This is a genomic window from Lichenicola sp. GTC18331 (assembly GCF_055386855.1).
Map to the genome: position 1 here is coordinate 3,138,784 of NZ_AP045015.1, position 21,233 is coordinate 3,160,016.

At 67.4% G+C, this 21,233-nt stretch carries 20 protein-coding genes; 8 read left to right on the forward strand and 12 right to left on the reverse strand.

The features are described 5' to 3' along the window. Positions 1-5: 5 nt before the first annotated feature. Both ACZ5BM_RS14385 and ACZ5BM_RS14390 read right to left on the reverse strand, forming a co-directional pair. Positions 6-446 (reverse strand): antitoxin YezG family protein, encoded by a 441-nt coding sequence (locus ACZ5BM_RS14385; protein ID WP_498908797.1) that lies wholly within the window; start codon positions 444-446, stop codon positions 6-8. Between the two features lie 8 nt (positions 447-454). Next, entirely contained in the window at positions 455-1,843 is a 1,389-nt protein-coding gene (locus ACZ5BM_RS14390) for a DNA/RNA non-specific endonuclease (RefSeq protein ID WP_498908798.1), read from the reverse strand. A 171-nt stretch (positions 1,844-2,014) separates the two neighbouring features. Here ACZ5BM_RS14390 and ACZ5BM_RS14395 point away from each other — a divergent pair, with 171 nt between their 5' ends. Next, entirely contained in the window at positions 2,015-2,311 is a 297-nt protein-coding gene (locus tag ACZ5BM_RS14395) for a hypothetical protein (RefSeq protein ID WP_498908799.1), read from the forward strand. A 94-nt stretch (positions 2,312-2,405) separates the two neighbouring features. Here ACZ5BM_RS14395 and ACZ5BM_RS14400 read toward each other — a convergent pair whose 3' ends face one another. The 5 genes from ACZ5BM_RS14400 to trpS all read right to left on the reverse strand — a co-directional run bounded on the left by ACZ5BM_RS14400 (position 2,406) and on the right by trpS (position 8,164). Next, the gene (locus ACZ5BM_RS14400; protein WP_498908800.1) at positions 2,406-3,359 is read right to left on the reverse strand and encodes an ABC transporter substrate-binding protein; all 954 of its coding nucleotides are present in this window, start codon (positions 3,357-3,359) and stop codon (positions 2,406-2,408) included. Positions 3,360-3,442: 83 nt separating this feature from the next. Continuing rightward, entirely contained in the window at positions 3,443-4,534 is a 1,092-nt protein-coding gene (locus tag ACZ5BM_RS14405) for an ABC transporter permease subunit (RefSeq protein WP_498908801.1), read from the reverse strand. Between the two features lie 109 nt (positions 4,535-4,643). Continuing rightward, a complete protein-coding gene (locus tag ACZ5BM_RS14410; protein ID WP_498908802.1) occupies positions 4,644-6,203 on the reverse strand; it encodes a sugar ABC transporter ATP-binding protein in 1,560 nt (519 codons plus the stop codon). Positions 6,204-6,740: 537 nt separating this feature from the next. Then, a complete protein-coding gene (locus ACZ5BM_RS14415; RefSeq protein ID WP_498908803.1) occupies positions 6,741-7,160 on the reverse strand; it encodes a YjbQ family protein in 420 nt (139 codons plus the stop codon). Positions 7,161-7,168: 8 nt separating this feature from the next. Continuing rightward, positions 7,169-8,164: a tryptophan--tRNA ligase gene (gene trpS / locus ACZ5BM_RS14420; protein ID WP_498908804.1), complete on the reverse strand. Its 996-nt coding sequence runs from the start codon at positions 8,162-8,164 to the stop codon at positions 7,169-7,171. Positions 8,165-8,337: 173 nt separating this feature from the next. On the opposite strand from trpS, the gene ACZ5BM_RS14425 reads away from it, so the two are divergent. Together ACZ5BM_RS14425 and ACZ5BM_RS14430 are read left to right on the forward strand one after the other, a co-directional pair. Beyond that, positions 8,338-8,976: a thymidine kinase gene (locus ACZ5BM_RS14425; protein ID WP_498908805.1), complete on the forward strand. Its 639-nt coding sequence runs from the start codon at positions 8,338-8,340 to the stop codon at positions 8,974-8,976. A gap of 2 nt (positions 8,977-8,978) precedes the next feature. Next, the gene (locus ACZ5BM_RS14430) at positions 8,979-11,012 is read left to right on the forward strand and encodes a hybrid sensor histidine kinase/response regulator (RefSeq protein ID WP_498911654.1); all 2,034 of its coding nucleotides are present in this window, start codon (positions 8,979-8,981) and stop codon (positions 11,010-11,012) included. Positions 11,013-11,121: 109 nt separating this feature from the next. Here the strand turns inward: ACZ5BM_RS14430 and ACZ5BM_RS14435 are convergent, their stop codons facing one another. Further along, the gene (locus tag ACZ5BM_RS14435) at positions 11,122-12,111 is read right to left on the reverse strand and encodes a UDP-glucuronic acid decarboxylase family protein (RefSeq protein ID WP_498908807.1); all 990 of its coding nucleotides are present in this window, start codon (positions 12,109-12,111) and stop codon (positions 11,122-11,124) included. A 129-nt stretch (positions 12,112-12,240) separates the two neighbouring features. Between ACZ5BM_RS14435 and ACZ5BM_RS14440 the strand changes: the two genes are divergently transcribed. From ACZ5BM_RS14440 to radA, 4 genes are read left to right on the forward strand one after another with little or no spacing between them, the layout of a single operon-like run. Next, positions 12,241-13,035, forward strand: a complete 795-nt coding sequence (locus ACZ5BM_RS14440; protein ID WP_498908808.1) for an MlaE family ABC transporter permease — start codon at positions 12,241-12,243, stop codon at positions 13,033-13,035. Further along, positions 13,032-13,823, forward strand: a complete 792-nt coding sequence (locus ACZ5BM_RS14445; protein ID WP_498908809.1) for an ABC transporter ATP-binding protein — start codon at positions 13,032-13,034, stop codon at positions 13,821-13,823. The genes ACZ5BM_RS14440 and ACZ5BM_RS14445 overlap by 4 nt, the downstream gene beginning before the upstream one ends. A 23-nt stretch (positions 13,824-13,846) precedes the next feature. Next, positions 13,847-14,407: a hypothetical protein gene (locus tag ACZ5BM_RS14450; RefSeq protein WP_498908810.1), complete on the forward strand. Its 561-nt coding sequence runs from the start codon at positions 13,847-13,849 to the stop codon at positions 14,405-14,407. Continuing rightward, a complete protein-coding gene (gene radA, locus ACZ5BM_RS14455) occupies positions 14,404-15,816 on the forward strand; it encodes a DNA repair protein RadA (RefSeq protein WP_498908811.1) in 1,413 nt (470 codons plus the stop codon). Before ACZ5BM_RS14450 ends, radA begins: the two co-directional genes overlap by 4 nt. 13 nt (positions 15,817-15,829) lie before the next feature. On the opposite strand, the gene ACZ5BM_RS14460 is transcribed toward radA, so the two are convergent. Continuing rightward, positions 15,830-16,165 (reverse strand): GIY-YIG nuclease family protein, encoded by a 336-nt coding sequence (locus tag ACZ5BM_RS14460; protein ID WP_498908812.1) that lies wholly within the window; start codon positions 16,163-16,165, stop codon positions 15,830-15,832. A gap of 82 nt (positions 16,166-16,247) precedes the next feature. Between ACZ5BM_RS14460 and ACZ5BM_RS14465 the strand changes: the two genes are divergently transcribed. Further along, positions 16,248-16,823, forward strand: coding sequence for a DUF2239 family protein (locus ACZ5BM_RS14465; RefSeq protein WP_498908813.1), 576 nt, complete (start codon positions 16,248-16,250; stop codon positions 16,821-16,823). A gap of 24 nt (positions 16,824-16,847) precedes the next feature. Here ACZ5BM_RS14465 and ACZ5BM_RS14470 read toward each other — a convergent pair whose 3' ends face one another. The 3 genes from ACZ5BM_RS14470 to ACZ5BM_RS14480 all read right to left on the reverse strand — a co-directional run bounded on the left by ACZ5BM_RS14470 (position 16,848) and on the right by ACZ5BM_RS14480 (position 21,226). Then, positions 16,848-18,677 (reverse strand): DUF1217 domain-containing protein, encoded by a 1,830-nt coding sequence (locus ACZ5BM_RS14470; RefSeq protein ID WP_498908814.1) that lies wholly within the window; start codon positions 18,675-18,677, stop codon positions 16,848-16,850. 139 nt (positions 18,678-18,816) lie between these two features. Beyond that, positions 18,817-20,043: an MFS transporter gene (locus ACZ5BM_RS14475; RefSeq protein WP_498908815.1), complete on the reverse strand. Its 1,227-nt coding sequence runs from the start codon at positions 20,041-20,043 to the stop codon at positions 18,817-18,819. After that, on the reverse strand, positions 20,036-21,226 hold the full coding sequence (locus ACZ5BM_RS14480) for a multidrug effflux MFS transporter (protein ID WP_498908817.1): 1,191 nt from the start codon (positions 21,224-21,226) through the stop codon (positions 20,036-20,038). Before ACZ5BM_RS14480 ends, ACZ5BM_RS14475 begins: the two co-directional genes overlap by 8 nt. Positions 21,227-21,233 lie beyond the last annotated feature (7 nt).

A 21,233-nucleotide genomic window follows, 5' to 3' on the forward strand; every position in this document is an offset into this window, starting at 1 on the left:
AAGCATCATGACTTCCCCTGTCCGGGGACTGTGGTTGCAGCGATTTCCGCCTTGTAGATGTCGAGATAGTTGTTGTAGCGCCCGTAGGATTGTTCGTCGTAAATTCCGTTGATCCGTTTTGGCGGGTCATAGGAGAAGCTAAAATTGTAGTGTCCGCTGGCATCAATGATCAGTTCGCACGACGACCATGTGCGACCTGAGACGTCTGCCATCATCTTACTAAGTTCAAAAACAGCTTGTCTTACTTTATCTGGCAGGCCTGTAAGACTTACCTTCTTTAAATTATCCAACGGGCCTGTAATATATGAGAGCATGGTATCTTGTTCTAGCAAATCTGGGCCATCTCCTACCTCGTAGCTTAAGACGATTCTACGCCAGTCCTCGGAAATAAACTGTGCAAGATCGACGACGATATGTTTCTGTTTCTCCATTTGATCGATATTCATATCTTCTCCTACTTATTCGAAAAGACGCGTTCAGACCAATCTTCCGTCCCGGGGCGGAACTCGACAAGAATGGTATCCGGTCGTTTGCTGAGGTTGCCGGCAGTGTATTGTGGCGTGATCCTGATTTCTACAGGATGTCCCAACCCGGTCGCCATTTTCCTGATCGTCCGCTCCAGTCTGGCATAGGCGCCCTGGTTCAGGTTCGCGAGGCCATCGCCGATGGGTTTGCCGTTTCCTGGCACCACGTTCAGAGGGTTGGTCGGTCCGTTGAGCGAGTCCGCGAGCAAATGGAACCCCACATCGCCAGGCTTGCCTTCCTTGCCGATCTTGATCTGCAAGGTCTCGTTGCGTCCCGCGGATTTCACTTCGACGAACCCGTGGATCTGCTTGGTTCTGGCGTGTTCGTCGGTGGTCCAGCTATAGGTGCCGTAATGGTAGGTCGTGTTCGGCAGAGGGTTTGCGGCGGCCTTGTTGAACTCTTCTGCCGTCGTGAAATGCACGTCCCGGAGCGCCGTCTGGGCGCCAGCTTCGCCGGTGGCGGCCTTCTCCGTGGTGCCCAGACCCTCCTTGGCACCGATCGTCTCGGCGCCGCGCACCGCGTCGGCGGCCAGTTCGGCGGCTCTGACCTCTTCCGCCGGCAGGGTGAGAAGCTGTGCGACGGCTTCGCCGGTCAGGCCGCCCAGGAACTCCGGCAACGTGCCCGCCGTCTCCGCCGCTTCGCCATCGGCGACAAGTTTCTCCGCACCGCTTTCGACCGTCTGCGCAGCCGTCTTGATCGTGTCGAGCGGGTGTTCTGCCGCCGTCTTGATGGCTGATCCGACGCGGCTGCCAATATCGGCGACCTCGGCGTTCGTTTGCGCCACGACCGGGTCGTGCGGCCCGTAGAGAAGAGCGTGATTGAGATAGGTGTCGCCCTTGTTGATCAGGGTCCAGGTTCCGACGGCGGTCTGCTTGAGGGACGAGGCGGCGCCGATCGCGGCAGAACTGGTGAACCGGCCGGCGACCGAGAGGCCGTGCAGGAGGGTGGAGGCGGGGGTTCCGGTGACGGACGGATCGTGGGCGGATCGAGGCGTCTGCGTGGTGGGCTGGGCCGGGTCCGCCGCCTGATGCGGTGTCGCGATGTCCTGGATGTTCAGGTCGATCCCGTGGAGGGGAAGGGCGGGGTTTTGGCCGGTGCGGCTGGTCATCGGCGAAGCCCGTTTCGGCGCACCGACGAACCGCAGGAACGCGTCCAGATCATCGGCGCCTGCAGGCGCGGTGCTCCTCGTGCTTCCGGCTTTGGGGTTGAAATACGGCGGTGGAACGGCGGCCTTGCGTTTGCGAGCAGCCGGCTGTGCCTGATGGTTGCTGCGCGACGCACCATGACCGGGGGCGACCAGTCCGAACTGGAGCGCCATCTCCTCGGTGATGGTGATGGTGGTCTCGAACGGCATGACGATCGTGTCGGGGCCGTGCGGGGAAGGGGGCGCGGAGGGCGGGTCGTTCGGCGCGGATGCGTGCTGGCGGGACGCTTCGAGATAGGCGGAATAGGCCGGGTGCGATGGAGGAACCGGCGCGAAACCGACGCTGTGCAGCAGGGCGAAGGTGAGGGGCAGATCGGCCTGGAACTGCCCTTCGAGGTCGTCGTGCCGGGCGGGTTTCGGCGCGGGCGGGGCTTCGGTTCCGTCCAGCAACCGGGCCGTGCCTTGGAACAGGGCGGGCAGGGCGACCTGCCCCGAACGTATCGTCGACCCGAACTGATCCGCCATGCCGCCTCCCAGATGGAAGCGCCAGGATACGTGTCCCTAGACCGTTCTCCGATCGAACAGTGGAAGGAGTGTTCTTTCTTGAAAGAAAGAACCAAAGAACTTCTGTTCGTTTGGTGACCCAAACCGATAGAAGTCTTTTTGCTTCTTTTTCTTCAGAAAAAGAAGATCAGGCGCCGGGCGGGGATAACCGCCCGGCGCCGTTCAGCGTGGGTTAGTGGTCGGTCCAGCCCACATAGGAGCCGACATTCTGGGCGTCGATCAGCTTCGGCTTCATCAGGACGATCTTGTCGGCCGGCGGATGCCCGTCGAGGATTTCCGTGCCGATGCGGGTGGCCAGACGGCCCATCTGGTAGGGGTCCTGCGAGGCGGAGGCGATGATCATGCTGCCCTTGGTCTTCAGGGCGGCGACGATGTCGGGCGCGCCGTCGACGGAGGTGATCAGCACCTTGCGGTTCTGCTGCTTGGCGGCGAGTTCGGAGCCGATCGCCTGCGGATCGTTGATGGTGAACACGCCGGCGAGGTCCGGGTAGCGGATCAGATAGCCCTGCATGACCTGCAGGCCGCCGTCGCGCGAGCCCTTGCCGTCCTGATCGGCCGACAGGATCTTGATGTCCGGCGACTTCGACAGCGCTTCCTTGCAGCCCTTCACGCGGTCGGTCACCGAGGAGACCTGCGGGCCGTTCTCGATCACGACGTTGCCCTTGCCGTCGAGCGCCTTGGCCAGATAGGCGCAGGACAGGTTGCCGGCGAGCACGTTGTCGGTCTGCACGGTGGCGTTGGCGCCGGTCGCGGCGACGTCGGCGGCGACCACGACGATCCCGGCGGCCTGGGCGCGCTTGATGGCGGGCAGGATCGCGTTTGGATCGACCGCGTTCAGGATGATCAGCTGCACGCCGGCGGCGATGAAGTTGTCGATCTGGGTGAACTGCTTGTTCAGGTCGTAGTCGGCCGAGACGGCGGTGACGGTGACGTTGTGGCCGTCGGCATTGGCTTCCGCCTTGATGCCCTTGGTCAGGGCGACGAAGTACGGGTTGCCGAGCGAGCCCATGGTCACGCCGATGGCGGTCAGCTTCTTGTGGTCCTGGGCCTGGGCGCCCGGCTGGCCCGCGAGAAGGCCGGCGAGCAGGGCGGCGCCGCCCAGCAGCAGAGAACGGGTGGTGGTCATGACGGTCGTTGTCCTCGAAAGAAAAGCCCGTTTGTTGTTGTCGCGCGCCGCGGCCGGGCCGGTTCCGCGGCGCCTTGATCGTGTCAGGTGCGGACGCCGCTGCCCTGACGGAACCGGTCCAGCGCCACGGCGCCGATGATCACCAATCCCTTGACGATGAACTGCCAGATGTCGGAGACGCCGACCAGGATCAGGCCGTTACTGAGCACGGCGATGATCAGCGCGCCGACCAGCGTGCCCCAGATGGAGCCGACGCCGCCGACGAAGGAGGTGCCGCCCAGGATCACGGCGGCGATCGCGTCGAGCTCGTAGCTCTGGCCGAGCTGGAGGCCGTTGGCGGCATAGAGGCGCGCCGACGACAGCACGCCGCCCAGGCCCGCCAGGGCGCCCGACAGCGCATACACGAACAACAGGATCAGCGGCACGTTGATGCCGGCGAGGCGCGCCGCGGCCGGGTTGCCGCCGACCGCGTAGATGCGCACGCCGAGCACGGTCCGGCGCAGCACGTACCAGGACAGCAGGATCACCACGATGGCGACGATCGCCAGCCAGGGGATCGCGAAGCCGGGCAGGATGTGCAGCCCGTCATTGCCGAGCCAGGCATAGCTGAGGTTCGGGTTGAACACGGTGTTGTCCGCGCCCATCAGGCGGGCGAGGCCGCGCACGGCGGTGAGCGAGCCCAGCGTGACGATGAAGGGCGGCAGCTTGGCGTAGGCGACGAGCAGACCGTTCAGCGCGCCGATGCCGGCGCCGATGCCGAGGCAGACCGGGATCGCCAGACCGCTGAAATCGGGCAGCAGCGACACGATCAGCGCGCCCATGGCCGACGCGGCGAGGATGGAGCCCACCGACAGATCGATGCCGCCGGTCAGGATCACGAAGGTCATGCCTGCGGCGAGCACGCAGTTGATGGAAGCCTGCTGCGCCACGATCGACAGGTTCTGCGCCGTGAGGAATCGGTGCCCGCCCAGCAGGTGGAAGCCGATCGCGAGGATGATCAGCACGGGCAGCATGCCGGTGGCCTGCAGGGTGGCGCGCAGGCGGACCTGCCTGGCGCTCAGCCCGGCGCCGCCATGCGACGGGGCGGGTGCGGAGCCGGTGCCTGTTCCCGTTCCGGCCAGAACGGACCCGGGCTCGGGGTTGCTGGCGCCGGACACCGGTTCGAAGTCGGACATGCTCATCTCCAGGGAAGCATCGGCGGCTGTGGAAGGGGAACGGGTGCGGGCCGCCGCGCCGCTGTTCCGGTGAAGCACGGGGGCGCCACGCAACGTGGCGCCCGATCGATCAGGCGGCGAGGCCGGCTGCGTGCACCATGACGTTCTCCTGCGTCACGGGAACGCCGGTGGTGCCGCCCACCTCGCCGGCGATGCTGCCTTCGCGCATCACCAGCACGCGGTCGCAGATGCCGACGATCTCCGGCAGGTCGGACGAGATCATCAGCACGCCCAGGCCTTTGGAGGCGAGTTCGTCGATGATGCGGTAGATCTCGCTCTTGGCGCCGACATCGACGCCGCGCGTCGGCTCGTCGAGGATCAGCACCTTCGGCCCGGTTTCCAGCAGGCGCGCCAGCAGCACCTTCTGCTGGTTGCCGCCGGACAAAGAGCCGACCTGCACCAGGGGGCTCGCCGCGCGCACGCGGAAGGCGGAGAAGGCGCCCATGGCGCGCTCCTTGGCGCGCTGGAGATTGAGGCGTCCCCCGGTCGCGGAGTCGCGGTCGATCACGCCGACATTGATGTTGGAGCCGCAGCTCATGTCGAGAAACAGGCCGAGCCCTTTGCGGTCCTCGGTCAGATAGGCGATCCCGGCATCCAGCGCCTGCTTGGGGCCGCGGGGCGCGATCGTCTTGCCTTCGAGCTTGATGGTGCCGCCGGCGGGACGGTCGGCGCCGAAGATCAGGCGCGCGAGTTCGGTGCGTCCGGCACCCACGAGACCGGCCACGCCCAGGACCTCGCCGCGATGCAGGGTGAAGGAACAAGGCTTCACCCGGCCGCCATCGGTAATCCCGTCCACTTCCAGCACCACCGGGCCGCGCACCGCGTTCGGATCGTGCGTTTTGGTGTAGAAGGACGACAATTCGCGCCCGACCATCAGCCGCACGATGGCGTCGGCGGACAGCGCCTCGCGCTCGAGCGTGCCGACGCAGGTGCCGTCGCGCAGAACGGTGACGCGGTCGGCCAGCTCGTAGATCTCGGCCATGCGGTGCGAGATGTAGATCAGCGCGATGCCTTCGTCGCGGAGCTGGTGTACCAGCGCGAACAGGCGGTCGGTCTCGCGCGCGGACAGCGCGGTGGTGGGCTCGTCCAGCACCAGGATGCGCGATTTCGCGTGCAGGGCGCGGGCGATCTCGACCAGCTGTTGTTCGGCGATCGACAGGGTGCCGACCAGCGTGTTGGGCCCGAACGGCGTGCCGAGGCGTTCCAGGATCGGGCGGCAGGATTCGGCCATCGCCTTGCGGTCGAGCTGTCCGGCATGGCTCAGCTCGTTGCCGAGATAGATGTTCTCGGCCACGGTCAGGTTCGGCGCCAGCGCCAGCTCCTGGTAGATGATGCTGATGCCGGCCGCCTTCGCCGCCTGCGGGCCGTCGATGGTGATCGGCTGGCCGTTCACGGCGATGGAGCCGCCCGGATCGGCGCGATAGGCGCCGCTCAGGATCTTCATCAGGGTGGATTTGCCGGCGCCGTTCTCGCCCATCAGCGCCAGCACTTCGCCCGGATAGGCCTGCAGCGACACGCCGTTGAGCGCGCGCACCCCGGGGAAGGTCTTGGAGATGCCGTGCATCTCCAGCGCCGGAATCCCACCGGCGTGAGGCGCTGCGGCGACAGGCTGAGACGCGCTTGCCGACATATGTGTTCCGTCCCGAAGTCTTTCCGGGGCCGGCTTTGCTGCCTGCCCTCGCTGCCCGGAGCTAACGCTCATCTGTTCCGTTTCGCAACCAAGCCGGAACAGAATTTCATCGGTTTCGGCCCTGCGGGAGGCCGTGCAAGGCGACGCGAGAGCCCGGACTCCGTAGCGGCATCCCGGTTATCCCCTGCAACATGGTATAAGAAGTCCGATCGGGGCGGATGCGGAGTGGAACCGCATGCGGATCGGGTCGGCTGGCCGCGCAGAAGGTGATCCCTCGCCCACCTGGCCGGTTCTGAGGGGTTTCATTCCCTCAAATCCCTCAAATTGCTCAGAGTTCGTTCGCTGGCGGATCGGCCCGGCCACGCGGTTGAACTGCCGGCAGGATCGTCATCGCGGTCCGGTTTGCCCCGTGATGCAACCGGCTGGGCCGGTGTCAGCGCGGCGCCACGTCCGAAATGGAACGGTTTTGGCGCGTTGCGGAACAACCGGATTGCCACACCGACCAGATTTTTCGACGCGACCGGGTTCGAAGCGCGATCAGTCGCCCAGCAGGTGCAACACCACGCTGCGCCGGTGCGGCCGGCGGCGATGTTCGAACAGATACAGCCCTTGCCATGTGCCAAGGACGGGCCGTCCGTTCGCCACGGGAATCGACAGCTGGGTCTGGGTGAGCATGGTGCGCAGATGCGCCGGCATGTCGTCCGGGCCTTCGTCGGCATGGATGTAGCGGCCGGGCGCTTCGGGCGCGATGGTGTCGAAATACCGGACGATGTCGGTCAGCACCTCCGGCGAGGCGTTTTCCTGCACCGTCAGCGAGGCCGAGGTGTGCTGGCACCAGAGCGTCAGCAGACCGGTCTCGATGCCCTGATCGGCAACCCAGCGCAGGACGGGCCGGTCGATCGGCACCAGCCCCTTGCCGTTGGTCTCGATTGTGAGGGTCTGGATCGCCTGCCGCATGTCCTGACTCAAGCGATGAAGCCGACGATGCGCTCGGCCTCGCGGACGATCGGCTCCGAGATCGCCCGCGCGCGTTCGGCGCCGTCGCGGAGAACCGTTTCCAGATGGCCGGGATCGGCCAGCAGGCGACGCGTTTCGCCGGTGATCGGAGCGAGGCTTTCCTGGAGCTGCGTGGTGAGCGCTTCCTTGAACGGACCGAACCCGGACCCGCCATGCTCGGCCAGCACCGCCGCCGGGGTGCGGTCGGACAGGGCAGCCAGGATCGTCACCAGATTGCGGGCTTCCGGCCGCGCGTCGAGATCGGCCGGATCGGTCGGCAGCGGCTCGGGGTCGGTCTTGGCGCGGCGAATCTTGAGCGCGATCGCGTCGGCATCGTCGGTCAGGTTGATCCGGCTCTGGTCGGACGGGTCGGATTTCGACATCTTCTTCGTGCCGTCGCGCAGGCTCATCACGCGCGCCGCCGCCGGCGGTACCACCGCCTCGATCGCGGGAAAGAACTCGACGCCGTAATCGTGGTTGAACTTCTGCGCGATGTCGTTGGCCAGTTCCAGATGCTGCTTCTGGTCGTCGCCCACCGGCACGCGCGTGGCGTGATAGGCCATGATGTCGGCGGCCATCAGGTTCGGATAAACGTAGAGCCCGGCCGAGGCGCCCTCGCGGTCCTTGCCCGCCTTGTCCTTGAACTGCGTCATGCGGTTCAGCCAGCCGATGCGCGCCACGCAGTTCAGGATCCAGGCCAGACGCGCATGGGCGCTGTTGGCGGACTGGTTGAAGACGATGTGCGCGTTCGGATCGATCCCGGCGGCCAGCAGGATCGCCGCCTGGGTCAGGGTCTGCTCGCGCAGCGCGGCCGGGTCCTGCCAGGTGGTGATGGCGTGCAGATCGACCAGGCAATACAGGCATTCGTGCCCGTCCTGGAGCGCCACCCAGTTGCGGATGGCGCCGAGATAATTGCCGAGCGTGGGGATGCCGGACGGCTGGATGCCGGAGAAGATGCGCTGCATGGCACCGCTTGTCCGGCCTTCGCGGGGGACCGGTCAAGCGTGTCCGGCCGAGCCTTGCGTCGGTCCGGTCGAACACATGCACGCGATACGCGCTTTCGTGCGCATTCCGCCCATGGGCGAGGGGGCGGGGCCGGGCTATGCAAGAATTTGGACAAAGGATTTGCACACCCGCGATGGCCACCGCTTCCCGCTCGAATTCGCCCGGTCGCGGCACGGGTGACCTTCTCCTGCTCACAGGGCCGATGTTCGCGGGCAAATCGGCCGCCCTGATCGCCCACGCCACCAACGAACAGCGTCGCCGCGCCGGCAGCGATCACGCGGTGCTGGTGCTGAAACCGGCCTTCGACGTGCGCGACGGCGCCGACGTGGTGTCCAGCCGGGACGGCACGCGCATCGCCGCGCGCCCGGTTTCGGACTGGCCGTCGGATGCGGACGAGTACGACGTGGTGGTGATCGACGAGGTTCAGTTCATGGTGGAGCCGCATTATCGCGGCGACATCGTGGCCGATATCCGTGCGGCGGTCGCGGCCGGCTGCCAGGTGGTGGCCGGCGGTCTGGACACGGACTACATGCGCCGCCCGTTCGAGCCGGTCTCTCGTCTGGCCGAGCATGCGTCGCGCCATGTCCGGCTGTCCGCGCGGTGTCACAGCTGCGCGGCCCCGGCGGTCTGGACCGCGAAGCGGCGCGAAACCGGGTGCCGTCTCGAACTCGGTTCGGAGAACCTCTACGAGGCACGCTGCGAGCAGCACTGGAGTGCGCCGGATCAGGTGGCGATGCCGAACTTGCAAACCGCCGCGGACGCGGCGTCGTGAACATGGTGCAGGCCATCGCCCCGGAAACGTTGCACCGTTTGTCCGTGATGCGAAGCCTGCCGCAGGTTTTGCGCCTGCTGCGCGAGAACGGCACGGAGGCGATCGACTGCGACGGGCTGTGCCTGCTGCTGGTCGAGGATGGCGTGCTGCGCAAGCGCGGCTGTACCGGGATCGACGCCCGTCTGGGCGCGCTTCTGGTCGATCCGGACGGGGTGGCGGCGCAGGCGGTGCGGGAAAACCGCACCACCATGCTGCGCGGCCCGGATTCCGAATGCCTGATCGTGCCGCTGGCGGTGCCCGGTCTGCGTGGCGCGCTGGTGGCGCGACGGCGCGGCGCCTGGACCGAGCCGGTCAGGCGGGCCACCGAGCGCTTGGCCGGGGCCGTCGCCGATGCGCTGAACGGCGCCAGCATCGTCGACAGCCTGCCGCATCTGTTGTTCACGGTCTGGCCGGGCGGCACCGTGGAGCCGCTGGGCCGGGTCTGGGCCGAGTATGGTTTCGATCCGGACGAGGAACTGCCGGTTCCGCTCCGCCTCGCCCATCTTCTGCATCCCGATGAACGGCTCGCGTTCCTGCCGCGCTGGCGCGAGGCGCTCCGGAAGGCGATGCCGTTCGAGATCGAGCACAGGTTGCTGCATCGCGACGGCCGCTATCGCTGGTTCCGCACCCGCGTGGTGCCGATCGACCCGCTGCTGCTGGGCAAGGGCGATGCCGGCCCCGCCTTCGTCGGCAGCAGCACGGAGATCGACGAGCTGGTGCTGGCCCGTGTCCAGGAGCAGCGCGAGCGCGAAGCGGTGGAACAGCGGCTGCTGGCCGAGATCACCGATCGCGGACGGGCCGAGGCCCGTCTGGCCAAGGCCGAGCGCATCGAGGCGGTCGGCCAGCTCACTTCCGGCGTGGCGCATGATTTCAACAACCTGCTGACCGTGATCATCGGCAATATCGAATTCCTGGAAGCGGCCAGCCGGGAAGGCGACGCGCTCGACGCCCGTGCCCAGGACCGTCTCGCGGCCATGCGCGAGGCTGCCGAGCGTGGCGGCAACCTGACCCGCCAGCTTCTCGCCTTCGCCCGACGGCAGCGCCTCGAGCCGCGTCCGACCGATCTGAACGACGTTGTGGCCGAGCTGCGCCTGCTTCTGCCGCCGGCGACGGGCGGCGGCGTCGCGGTCGAGACCCGGCTGGCGGACGGGCTGTGGCGCGCTTTCGTGGACCGCACCCAGATCGAGAGAATGATCCTGAACCTGTCCTTCAATGCTCATGACGCGATGGAGGTCGGTGGGGCCATCACCATTGCCACGCGCAACCATCCGCTGGACGAGGCGGAGGCGGAGGCGCTCGGCATCGCAGCCGGCGACTACGTGGAGATTTCCGTGGCCGATACCGGACGCGGCATGGCGCCGGACGTTCTCGCCCGCGCCTTCGAGCCGTTCTTCACCACCAAGCCCCCCGGCAAGGGGTCCGGGCTCGGACTGTCGCAGGTCTACGGCTTTGCCCGCCAGTCAGGCGGCACAGCCACGCTGCAGTCCGCGCCGGGCGAGGGAACGGTGGCGGCGATCCTGCTGCCGCGCGCGACCGACCTGCCGGCGGTCGAACCCTGTCCGTTCACGCCCGCGCCGACGCCCTCCTTCGTGATACCGCCCGTGCCCGACGATGCCGAACCCGTTTCCGAAACGCCCGGACAGGCCGCACGGATCCTGCTGGTCGACGACGATGCGGCCGTACGCGAGGTGACGAGCACCATCATCGCCGAGGCCGGCTACGAGGTGATCGCCGTTTCCAGCGGCGCGGAGGCGTTGCAGCGCCTGGACGAGATCGGCCCGGTCGACCTGATGATCACCGATTATGCCATGCCGGGCATGAACGGGCACGAGCTGTGGTGCAGCGCGACCAGCCTGCGCCCGGGTCTGAAAGTGCTGTTCGTGACCGGCTATGCAGACCTGACAGCGCTCGCCGACGTGCCGCAGCGCCGGCTGCTGTTGAAGCCGTTCCGGAGCGCGTTGTTGCTGGAGAAGGTGGCTGGTGCTCTGGCGGGGTGAGGGTCTTCTTTTTCTGAAGAAAAAGAAGCAAAAAGACTTTTGTCCGTTCGGGTTCGGAGGTTTTGACTCGTTCTGAGTCGAGCAATCAAAAGTTCTTTGGTTCTTTCTATCAAGAAAGAACAGTCTTCACGGCCGCCGGGATAACGGAACGTCCCAGAATATCGGCGAAATAGGCGATCGTCCGCGCCAGCCCGTCTTCCAGCGGCACCACCGGTTCCCAGTCCAGCAAGGCCTGCGCGCGGGCGATATCCGGGCAGCGCTGGGTCGGGTCGTCCTGCGGCAACGGCTCGAACACCAGCTTCGAGCGCGAGCCGGTGATGCGAAGGATGCGTTCGGCCAGCTCGCGCACCGTGATCTCGTGCGGATTGCCCAGATTGACCGGTCCGGTGACGTCGTCCGGCGTGTCCATCATCCGCACGAAACCCTCGATCATGTCGGACACGAAGCAGAAGGCGCGCGTCTGGCCGCCGTCGCCGTAGAGGGTGATGTTCTCGCCGCGCAGCGCCTGGGTGATGAAGTTCGAGACCACGCGCCCGTCCTCGGGATGCATGCGCGGGCCGTAGGTGTTGAAGATCCGCACCACCTTGATCGAGGTGCCGTGCTTGCGCCTGTGGTCGAAGAACAGGGTTTCCGCGCAGCGCTTGCCTTCGTCGTAGCAGGCGCGGGGCCCGAGCGGATTGACGTTGCCGCGATAGTCCTCGGTCTGCGGATGCACGTCCGGGTCGCCATAGACCTCGCTGGTGGAGGCCTGGAACACGCGCGCGCCCGTGCGCTTGGCGATGCCCAGAACGTGGATGGCGCCGAGAACGCTGGTTTTCAGGGTCTGCACCGGATCGTACTGGTAGTGCCGCGGCGAGGCCGGGCAGGCGAGATTGAAGATCTCGTCCACCTCCGCCATCAGCGGCGTGCTGATGTCGTGGCGCATCACCTCAAAATTCGGGCTGCCCATCAGCGGCGCGATGTTGTCCTTGGTGCCGGTGAAGTAGTTGTCGACGCACAGAACGTCGTGGCCCAGCGCCAGCAGGCGTTCGCAGAGATGCGAGCCCAGGAATCCGGCTCCGCCCGTGACCAGAACCCGCTTGCGGACGAATCCGGCCATGATCGTTCATCCGCATGCTGAAACGCCGCGCAGCCTAGCCAACAACCCCCCGGTTTTGAAAGCGTCGCCGTTGCCGCTATACGCAACGACCATGAGCACCGACCCAAGCCTGGTCCGAACCGCATCGTGATGAACGCTCTCACGCGTCCAGCGCGGCTGGTGGAGGCGATCGGCCGCGGCGTCCTCGATACGGTGCGCGGCGCCGGGCGGCTGGCGCTGTTCGCGCTCGCCGGCCTGTCTCACCTGCTGCGGCCGCCCTTCTACTGGCGCAATTTCGTGTCCGCCTTCGGCGAGTTCGCCTTCTTCTCCCTGCCGGTGGTGGCGCTGACCGCCGTGTTCTCCGGCATGGTGATCGCGCTGCAATCCTTCACCGGATTCTCCCGCTTCAACGCCCAGTCCGCGGTGGCCGACATCGTCGTGCTCAGCGTCGTGCGCGAGCTGGGGCCGGTGCTGGCCGGTCTGATGGTGGCGGGCCGCGTCGGTGCTGCGATGGCGGCGGAGATCGGCACCATGCGCGTCACCGATCAGATCGACGCGCTCGGCACGCTCAGCACCAATCCGATGAAATATCTGGTGGCGCCGCGTCTGCTGGCCGGTGCGCTGGCTCTGCCCCTGCTGGTGGTGGTGGCCGACATCCTGGGTGTGATGGGCGGCTTCGTGGTCTCGGTGGTGAAGCTCGGCTTCTCGCCGGAAGCCTACGTGATGAACACGCTGGCCTTCGTGCAGCCGATCGACGTGACCGTCGGTCTGGCCAAGGCGGCGGTGTTCGGGTTCCTGATCGCGCTGATGGGCTGCTACAACGGCTACAACTCCAAGGGCGGTGCGGAAGGCGTGGGCGGATCCACCACCGCTTCCGTGGTCGCGGCCTCCATCCTGATCCTGTGCTTCGACTACGTGCTGACCGAGATGTTCTTCTCCCGATGAGCGCCTCCGTCCCCAAGATCCGCATCCGCGGCCTGTGCAAGAGCTTCGGCGCCAAGCGCGTGCTGGACGGGATCGATCTCGACGTCGAGGCCGGCACCTCCACCGTGGTGATCGGCGGTTCCGGATCGGGCAAGTCGGTGCTGCTGCGCTGCATCCTCGGCCTGATCCAGCCCGATGCCGGCACCATCGAGATCGACGGCGTGGATGTGCTGCGCCAGCCGCGTCGCGAGCAGGAAAAGCAGCGCGAGAAGATCGGCATGCTGTTCCAGAACGCGGCCTTGTTCGACAGTCTCCCGGTCTGGGAGAACGTGGCATTCGGTTTGCTGGCCCGTTCCGGCCATGGCGGCCCGCGCATCAGCCGCGCCGCCGCGCGCGAGCGGGCAGGGGAGGTGCTCGCCCAGGTCGGACTCGATCCGTCCGTGGGCGATCTGGCCCCGTCCGAACTGTCCGGCGGCATGCAGAAGCGCGTCGGCTTGGCCCGCGCCATCGCCGCACGGCCGGAAATCCTGTTCTTCGACGAGCCCACCACCGGCCTCGACCCGATCATGGGCGCGGTGATCGACGGGCTGATCGTGGAATGCGTGCGCGGCCTGGGCAGCACGGCCATCGCCATCACCCACGACATGCCTTCCGCCCGGCGCATCGGCGACCGCGCCGCCATGCTCTATCACGGCCAGCTCGTCTGGCAGGGCGATGCCGCGTCGCTGATGAACAGCGGCAACGCCATGGTGGACCAGTTCACCCATGGCCGGCGTGAAGGCCCGATCGGCATGGAGCTGCGGCGATAAGCCGCCGTCAGGGTCACGGGCCGGTGCGCCGTCGCGTCGTTCTGGCCGCCCATGCGCTCGCCTTGGGCGCCGGGTTCTGGTGGGCGCCATCCGCTCTGGCCGAAAGCGCCGGACACGATGCCGCCACCGCCATGGGGCAGGCGTTCGGACAGACCTGCTTCCGTCATGCCGGCGATACTGCCGGGCTGCGCGCCGAGCTCGTGCCGCCGCGTTTCCGGCCCATGCCGGGCAACGTCGCCCATGCGGTGCTGCCGCGCCCGGGCGAGGCGTTCACCGTCGCCGATGCGCCCGGCCATCTGATGGTGCTGTCGTTCGACGATGGCTGGTGCGGCACCGGCGGCACCGGGATCGATCCGGCCGCGCTGACCAACAGCCTGTCGGACACGGTGAAAGCGGCCGGCGGCGGCGAGATGAAGCTGATGGGCGCCGATCCGGCCGGGCGCGAACAGCGCTATCTGATCGATCGCCCGCACGGCGCGCCGGTGGCGCTGCTGGTGCTGCTGACGCCCGAACCCGGCGGGTCCGGGTTGATGCAGGCGAGCCTGTTCGCCTCCGACATGAAGGCCGGAGACGCGGCGCCATGAGCAAGCGGCCGCAGACGCGGTTCGTCTGCCAGAGCTGCGGCGCCGTGTATCCGAAATGGAGCGGGCGCTGCGAGGCCTGCGGCGAATGGAACACCATCGTCGAGGAAGCGGGCGAGGTTCGTGCCGCGTCCGCGCGTCCGCCCTCCGGCGGCCAAGCCGCCCGCGCGCGTTCGTCACGGATCGGCTTCGTCGGGCTGGAAGGCGTGGCCGACCCGCCGCCGCGCTTCGAGACCGGCATCGCCGAGCTCGACCGCGTGCTGGGCGGCGGCCTGGTGCCGGCCTCCGTGGTGCTGGTGGGTGGCGATCCGGGCATCGGCAAATCCACGCTGATGCTGCAAACGGCGGCAGCGATGGCGCTGGCCGGACGGCGCGTCCTCTACATCTCCGGCGAAGAAGCCGTGGACCAGATCCGCATGCGCGGCCGCAGGCTGGGGCTGGCCGCGCCCAATCTGGAACTGGCCGCCGCGATCAACGTGGTGGATATCGCCGAAACGCTGGAAACCCAGTCGGACATCGCCCTGGTGGTGATCGACTCGATCCAGACCATGTGGCTGGAAACGATCGACAGCGCGCCCGGCTCGGTCAGCCAGGTGCGCTCCTCCGGTTTCGAGCTGATCCGTCTCGCCAAGGCGCGCGGCTTCGCGCTGATCCTGGTCGGGCACGTCACCAAGGAGGGCGCGCTCGCCGGCCCGCGCGTGCTCGAGCACATGGTCGACGCGGTGATGTATTTCGAAGGCGATCGCGGCCACCAGTTCCGCATCCTGCGCGCCGCCAAGAACCGCTTCGGCGCCACAGACGAGATCGGCGTGTTCGAGATGACCGATCGCGGTCTGGCCGAGGTGCCGAACCCGTCCGCCCTGTTCCTGGCCGAGCGCCGCGGCAATATCGCCGGCTCCGCCGTGTTCGCCGGGCTGGAAGGCACGCGACCGGTGCTGCTGGAGATCCAGGTGCTGTTGTCGCCGAACAGCGGTTCCTCGCCCCGGCGTGCGGTCGTGGGCTGGGACAGCGGACGGCTCAACATGCTGCTGGCGGTGCTGGAAACCCGCTGCGGGCTCAAGCTGGCCGGCATGGATGTCTACCTGAACGTCGCGGGCGGTCTGCGCATCCAGGAGCCCGCCGCCGATCTCGCCGTGGCTGCGGCCCTGGCGTCCGCCGCCACGGGCCAGCCGACCAGCGCCGGTTCGGTGTATTTCGGCGAGGTCGGCCTGTCCGGCGAGGTGCGTCAGGTGGCGCAGGCCGAGGCCCGGCTGAAGGAAGCGCAGAAGCTCGGCTTCGAGCATGTGTTCCTGCCGCGTCGCGTCGCCCGTGGGCGCAACCGGCTGGTGGCGCCGGACGGGGTCAGGCTGGAAGAGATCGGCCATCTGAGCGATCTCACCGCCTCCTTCGCGCCGGCCGAGGACGCGGAATGAGCAACGCCGCCGTCTAGATCGGCAGGGCATCGAGACGCGCCCGCCACAGGGCTGCGCGTTTGATCAGCTCGCTGGACCGGTCGATCTGCGACACGTCGGGTCCGAGCCGATCGAGCTGCTCGAACCGGAAATCATCCTCGCCATGCGCGCACCAGGCCTTCTGCAGACTGGCGTGCGGGCTGGTGCCGAGACGGAGCGAGAACCAGAGCCCGTTCTGTTCCGTGTCGATATGCGTGCTGCGCCCCACCCAGGCCTGCCCGGTCGCCGTGCACAGCACGGCATAGACGCCGGCCACCACCGTTCGCTCCTTGTACGCCGTCCGTGCCGCCTTCCTGTCTTCAGTGTCCATAACCCGCTCCATTTATACCCGGGCGATATTGATCAGCTATTTCCGCCCGGGTAAATAGGCGCCGTTCATCGGGAGGAATGGCATGCGGGTCGAAGCTGTTGCGTTCAGCGCCGGAGCAAGGATCGCGCAAGGCGGTCTCGATCACGTCGCGGCGTCGGTGCGCCGAATGCTGGACACCGAGCCGGCCTGTTCCGTGCTCGTCTTCGATCGCGGCACGGGCGCGGTAATCGATCTCGATCTGCGCGGCTCTACGGACGATGTGGCCGCGCGCTATGCCGTCCAGGCGGTGAAATCGCAGCGTGGACGGCCGGTGCTCGGCGTCGTGTCGCGCGAGATCACCCTGCTGCCGCGACACTGGGATTGGCTCGGCCGTCAGCCTGGCGGTGCCTCCGCGACCCTGCGTCGGCTGGTCGAGGCCGCCCGCCGGTCGGACGAAACGGCCGCGCGCGAACGGACGGAGGCCGCCTACCGCGTGATGGCCGTTCTGGCGGGTGACCGGTCGGGGTTCGAGGAGGCGTCCCGCGCCCTGTTCGCCGGAGACCGTGCGCGGCTCGACGCGCTGATCGCCGTTTGGCCCGTTGATATCGGCGAAGAGATCGTCCGGATGCTCGGCGATGCGCCGGAAGGAGGATCGTCCGGCATGGATCCCGCGCCGTAAGATCGTGCCCGGCGGGGCCCGATGCTAGGTGAACAATGACAGCACCGGGTCCGACCCGCCATTCGTCGTGGTGCTGCTGGGCTGGATGCCGTTGGTGAGGCCGAAGACGGCCTGGCTGCTGAGGCCCCCCCCAGGCGAATAAAGCGCGGCGATCCCGGTCGGGGCGGCCACCGTGTTGGCAGCCTTGGTGATCAGATATTGCAGAGAGGTCTTCTTGATGCCCTCGGGGCTGGTCATCTGCTTGATGTTGATCTTGTTCTTCAGGATCGCAAGCTGCTGCGTGTAGTCCAGCGAGCCGAAGTAATTCCCCATGCCCAGGCTGGTGGTCACGACTTTCAGCAGCTTGGCATTGGACATGAGCTGATTGATGCTGGTGACGCTGCCCATGGTGCGCGTGTAGTAAAGTGCGTCGTCCAGCCCGGCATATTGCTGGCCCATGCTGCTTTCGTAGGCGTTGGTCTCGAAGGACGAGACGATGGACGCAACGTTGCTGGCATCGGACAGGGCAGGCGTGATGACGCCGCCGACGGCGGGCGACACGGACAGCGCAGTTCCTTTGGCGATGGCGACAGCGCTGGCGGCAAGCAGCGTGACGGTGCCGGTCGGATCCACCGAACCCACGGTTCCCACCGTCTTGCCGCCGCTGCTGATCACCTGACCGGCCCGCAAACCCAGCCCCGCCGCGCCGAGCGCCAGGGTCTTGCTGCCGGCGGCGCTGGCGCTGGCGGCGGTCACGCTGCTGCCGAGATGGGCGGCCGAGAATCCGGTCGCCAGCGAGATCGTGTCGCCGGCCGAGATCTGCGTGGCGGACTGCGCGGCCAGCGTCACGGTGCCGAACATGTCGACCGACTTCACCGTGCCGATCAGATTGTCGCCGTCCATCAGGATCTGTCCGGCGACCAGGGACTTGCCGACGCTGCCCAGCATCAGCCGCCCGCCCGGGTCCACCGTCGTGTTCGTGGCGGTGGCGATCGGCATCCGGAACGAATTGGCCAGGCTCTGCACGCCTGCGGTGGCCGGGGCCGTCACCGACAAAGTGCCTGTGGCGGACAGGGTGGCGTCGAAACCGGCCCCGACGAGCGCGCCGCTCAGCGCCTGAGCCTGCGCCGTGGACGCCGCCGGCGTGCTGCCGGCGGCGACCTTCACCGACACGACATCCACACGCTTGATGACGTTGCCGGACGAATCCCGTGTGACGGGCAGGCTGTAGGTGGTGTTGCCGTTCTTGTCCGTGCTGGTGGTCACGGCGGCGCCGCCCGCAGTGTTGGACACGATCCCGTTCGCGCCGACGCTGTAGCCGCCTGTGCCGCCGGCCGCCTTGGAGGCCGCATTCAGTGCCGCGGCCACCGCGCTTCCGGCCGAACCGTCATTGGTGACGAACGACCACTGCACGGCGGGCGAAGCGCTGGTCGGCGTCTTGGAACTGATCCAGCCGAGGTTCTGCACCGTCAGCGTGGAGGCGTTGGCGCCGCTCGTGGTAAATCCGGCGCCGCCGAGGGCGATGGTATCGGTGCTGCGGTTCTGCGTCGCGCGGGCGAAATGCAGATAGTCGGTGTTGGCGCTCTTCTGCACCAGCGAGGTGGTGCTGTCCGCGGATTGCGTCATCAGGTCGGACAGGATGGCGCGGCTGTTGATCTGCCCGCTCATGTTGTACGCGCCGGTCAGCACCTGCAGCGCCTTGTAGTTGGCGAGGATCGCGCTGGAACTGCCCAGCGTCGCAGCGCTGTTCTGGAACGACGACACGGTTCTCTGCGTCACCGGGTCGCTCTTGATGTATTTCGAGACCTGCGCCTGCTCGTTCTTGCTGGCGGTCAGATACACCGAGATCGCCATGGCACTGGACACGCCGGACATGGAAGCGCTCCTCTCGCGCCAAGGTTGAATTGCGCAACTCGAGGTTGCAAGTTCCGGGCCACGAGAAAGAGCCAGCGCCGGCGTGCGAATGCCCGGCCACCCGGCACGATCTGCCCGGCAGATTCTGCCGGGTCGGCATTTATTGCCGGGCCGGTTCCAGCCGGTCGAGCCGCCGAAGCCCGGGAAACAGCGCCATCCAGATCAGCGCCACCGCCAGCGTCCCCGCACCGCCCAGCACCACGGCGGCGGGCGCGCTTCCCAGCAACGCCGCCACGCTGCCGCTCTCGAACTCGCCAAGCTGGTTGGAGGTGACGATGAACAGCATGTTCACCGCCGACACCCGCCCGCGCATCTCGTCCGGCGTGTTCAACTGCACCAGGGTCGAGCGCACCACTACGCTGATCACGTCGGACGCGCCCAGCACGATCATCGCGGCGATCGACAACGGCAGGGAGCGCGACAGGCCGAACACGATCGAGGCCACACCGAACAGGATCACCGCGCCGAACATCAACGGCCCCGCCCGTCCGGTGATCGGACGTCGGGCCAGAACCAGCGACATGGCCAGCGCGCCGATCGCCGGCGCGGCGCGCAGGAGCCCGAGCCCGAACGGGCCGCCATGCAGGATGTCGAGCGCGTAGACCGGCAGCAACGCCGTGGCCCCGCCCAGCAGAACGGCAAACAGATCGAGCGAGATCGCGCCCAGGATGTCGGGCTTGGAGCGGATGAAGGCGATGCCGCCGAACACGGTGGACAGCGACACCGGCCCGCGCGGACGCGGCGGCAGTTCCAGCCGCACCCGGCTCATCGACAGCAGCGCCGCCACGAACAAACACGCGCACACCGCGTAGGCCCAGCGCGGCGAGCCCATCATCAGCAGGCCGCCCACGGACGGGCCGATGATGGTCGCGGTCTGCAAAAGGGACGCGCTCAGCGCCGCGGCACGCGAAAACAGGGCGGCCGGCACCAGGCTCGGCAGAAGCGCCTGCAGGGACGGCCCCTCGAACGCCTTGGCCGAGCCGAACAACGCCACGATTCCGTAGAGCAGCCACGGCGTCACCGCGCCGTGCCAGCTCGCCCAGCACAGAAGCAGCGCGCACAGGCTTTCCACGGTCTGGCACACCATCACCACGCGCCTGCGGTCGAACCGGTCCGCCACCTGGCCGGACACGAACACCAACAGCAGCATCGGCACGAACTGGGCGAGGCCGATCAGCCCGAGGGTGAGGGGGTTGTGCGTCAGCGCATAGGCCTGCCAGCCGATCGCCACCGCCTGGATCTGGAACGCGAGGGACGACGCGGAACGGCTGGACAGGAACCCCAGCAGGCCGCGATGGCGCAGCAGGGTCTGGTCCGTTTCAGCCATGCGCCGCATGCCGCCGGTAGAACCAGAAGAACAGCAGGGCGCCGGCCACGCCGAGCAGGATGATCGCGGCCATCGGCAGCACGCTCACCTGCGGAAACAGCGACATCATCACCCCGGATACCGCGCCGAACGAGAACTGCATGGTGCCCAGAAGGGCGGACGCGCTGCCGGCATGGCGCGCATGGCCGCCCAGAGCCAGAACGGTGGCGTTCGGCGTGATGAACCCCATCGACGTCATCACCCCCAGCACCGGCACCGCCACGAACAGCAGCGGATAGCGGGGATCGGCCAGCCCGGACAGCGCCACCAGCAGCAGAAGCAGCGCGCTCGCCGCCATCGCCGTCAGCCCGAAGCGCAGCAGACGGGCGAGGCCGATGCGATAGGCGTAGCGGGCGTTGAGCTGCGTGCCGGTGATGTAGCAGGCGGCGTTGAAGCCGAAGACGAGCCCGAACTGGGTCGGCGTGAAGTGCCGGATGCGCTCGAACACGATCGGCGTCCCGGCCAGATAGGCGAAGATGATGAAGGTGCCGAACCCGCAGATGCAGCTATTGGCCAGGAACACGGGCTCGCGGACGATGGTGTAGACGCGCCGGAACACGTCGAGCGGCGACAGCTTCAGGCGCACGGGCGGCGGCAGCGTATCCGGCAGCACGCGCCAGACGGTGAGGAACTCCACGATCCCGTAGATCGTGGCGATCAGGAAGATCCAGCGCCAGGAAGCGAAGCCCAGCACCAGCGACCCCAGGGACGGCGCCAGCACCGGCACCACGCCCAGAACCAGCGTGAGCTGCGACATCAGACGCGAGCCGCGCACGCCGGTGGCGATGTCGCGCACGATGGCGCGCGGGATCACCATGCCGGCCGAACCGCCCAGGGCCGCCAGGAAGCGGAACGCGCAGAAGCTCCAGATGTCGCGGCTCAGCGTGCAGCCCAGCGAGCCCACCGTGTAGACCGCCATGCCGAACAGGAGCGGCGCGCGCCGCCCCCAGCGATCCGAAGCGGGACCCTGCGTGAACTGCCCGACCGCCAGCCCCAGGAACCACACCGCGAGCGTCGCCTGCGCCGCCCCGCCAGTGGAGCCGAGCGAGGCCTGGATCGCCGGAAAGGCCGGCAGATACATGTCGGTGGAGAGCGGCCCGACCGCGCTGAGCGAGCCCAGCAGGATCACCAGCCAGACCGGCATGCGGCCG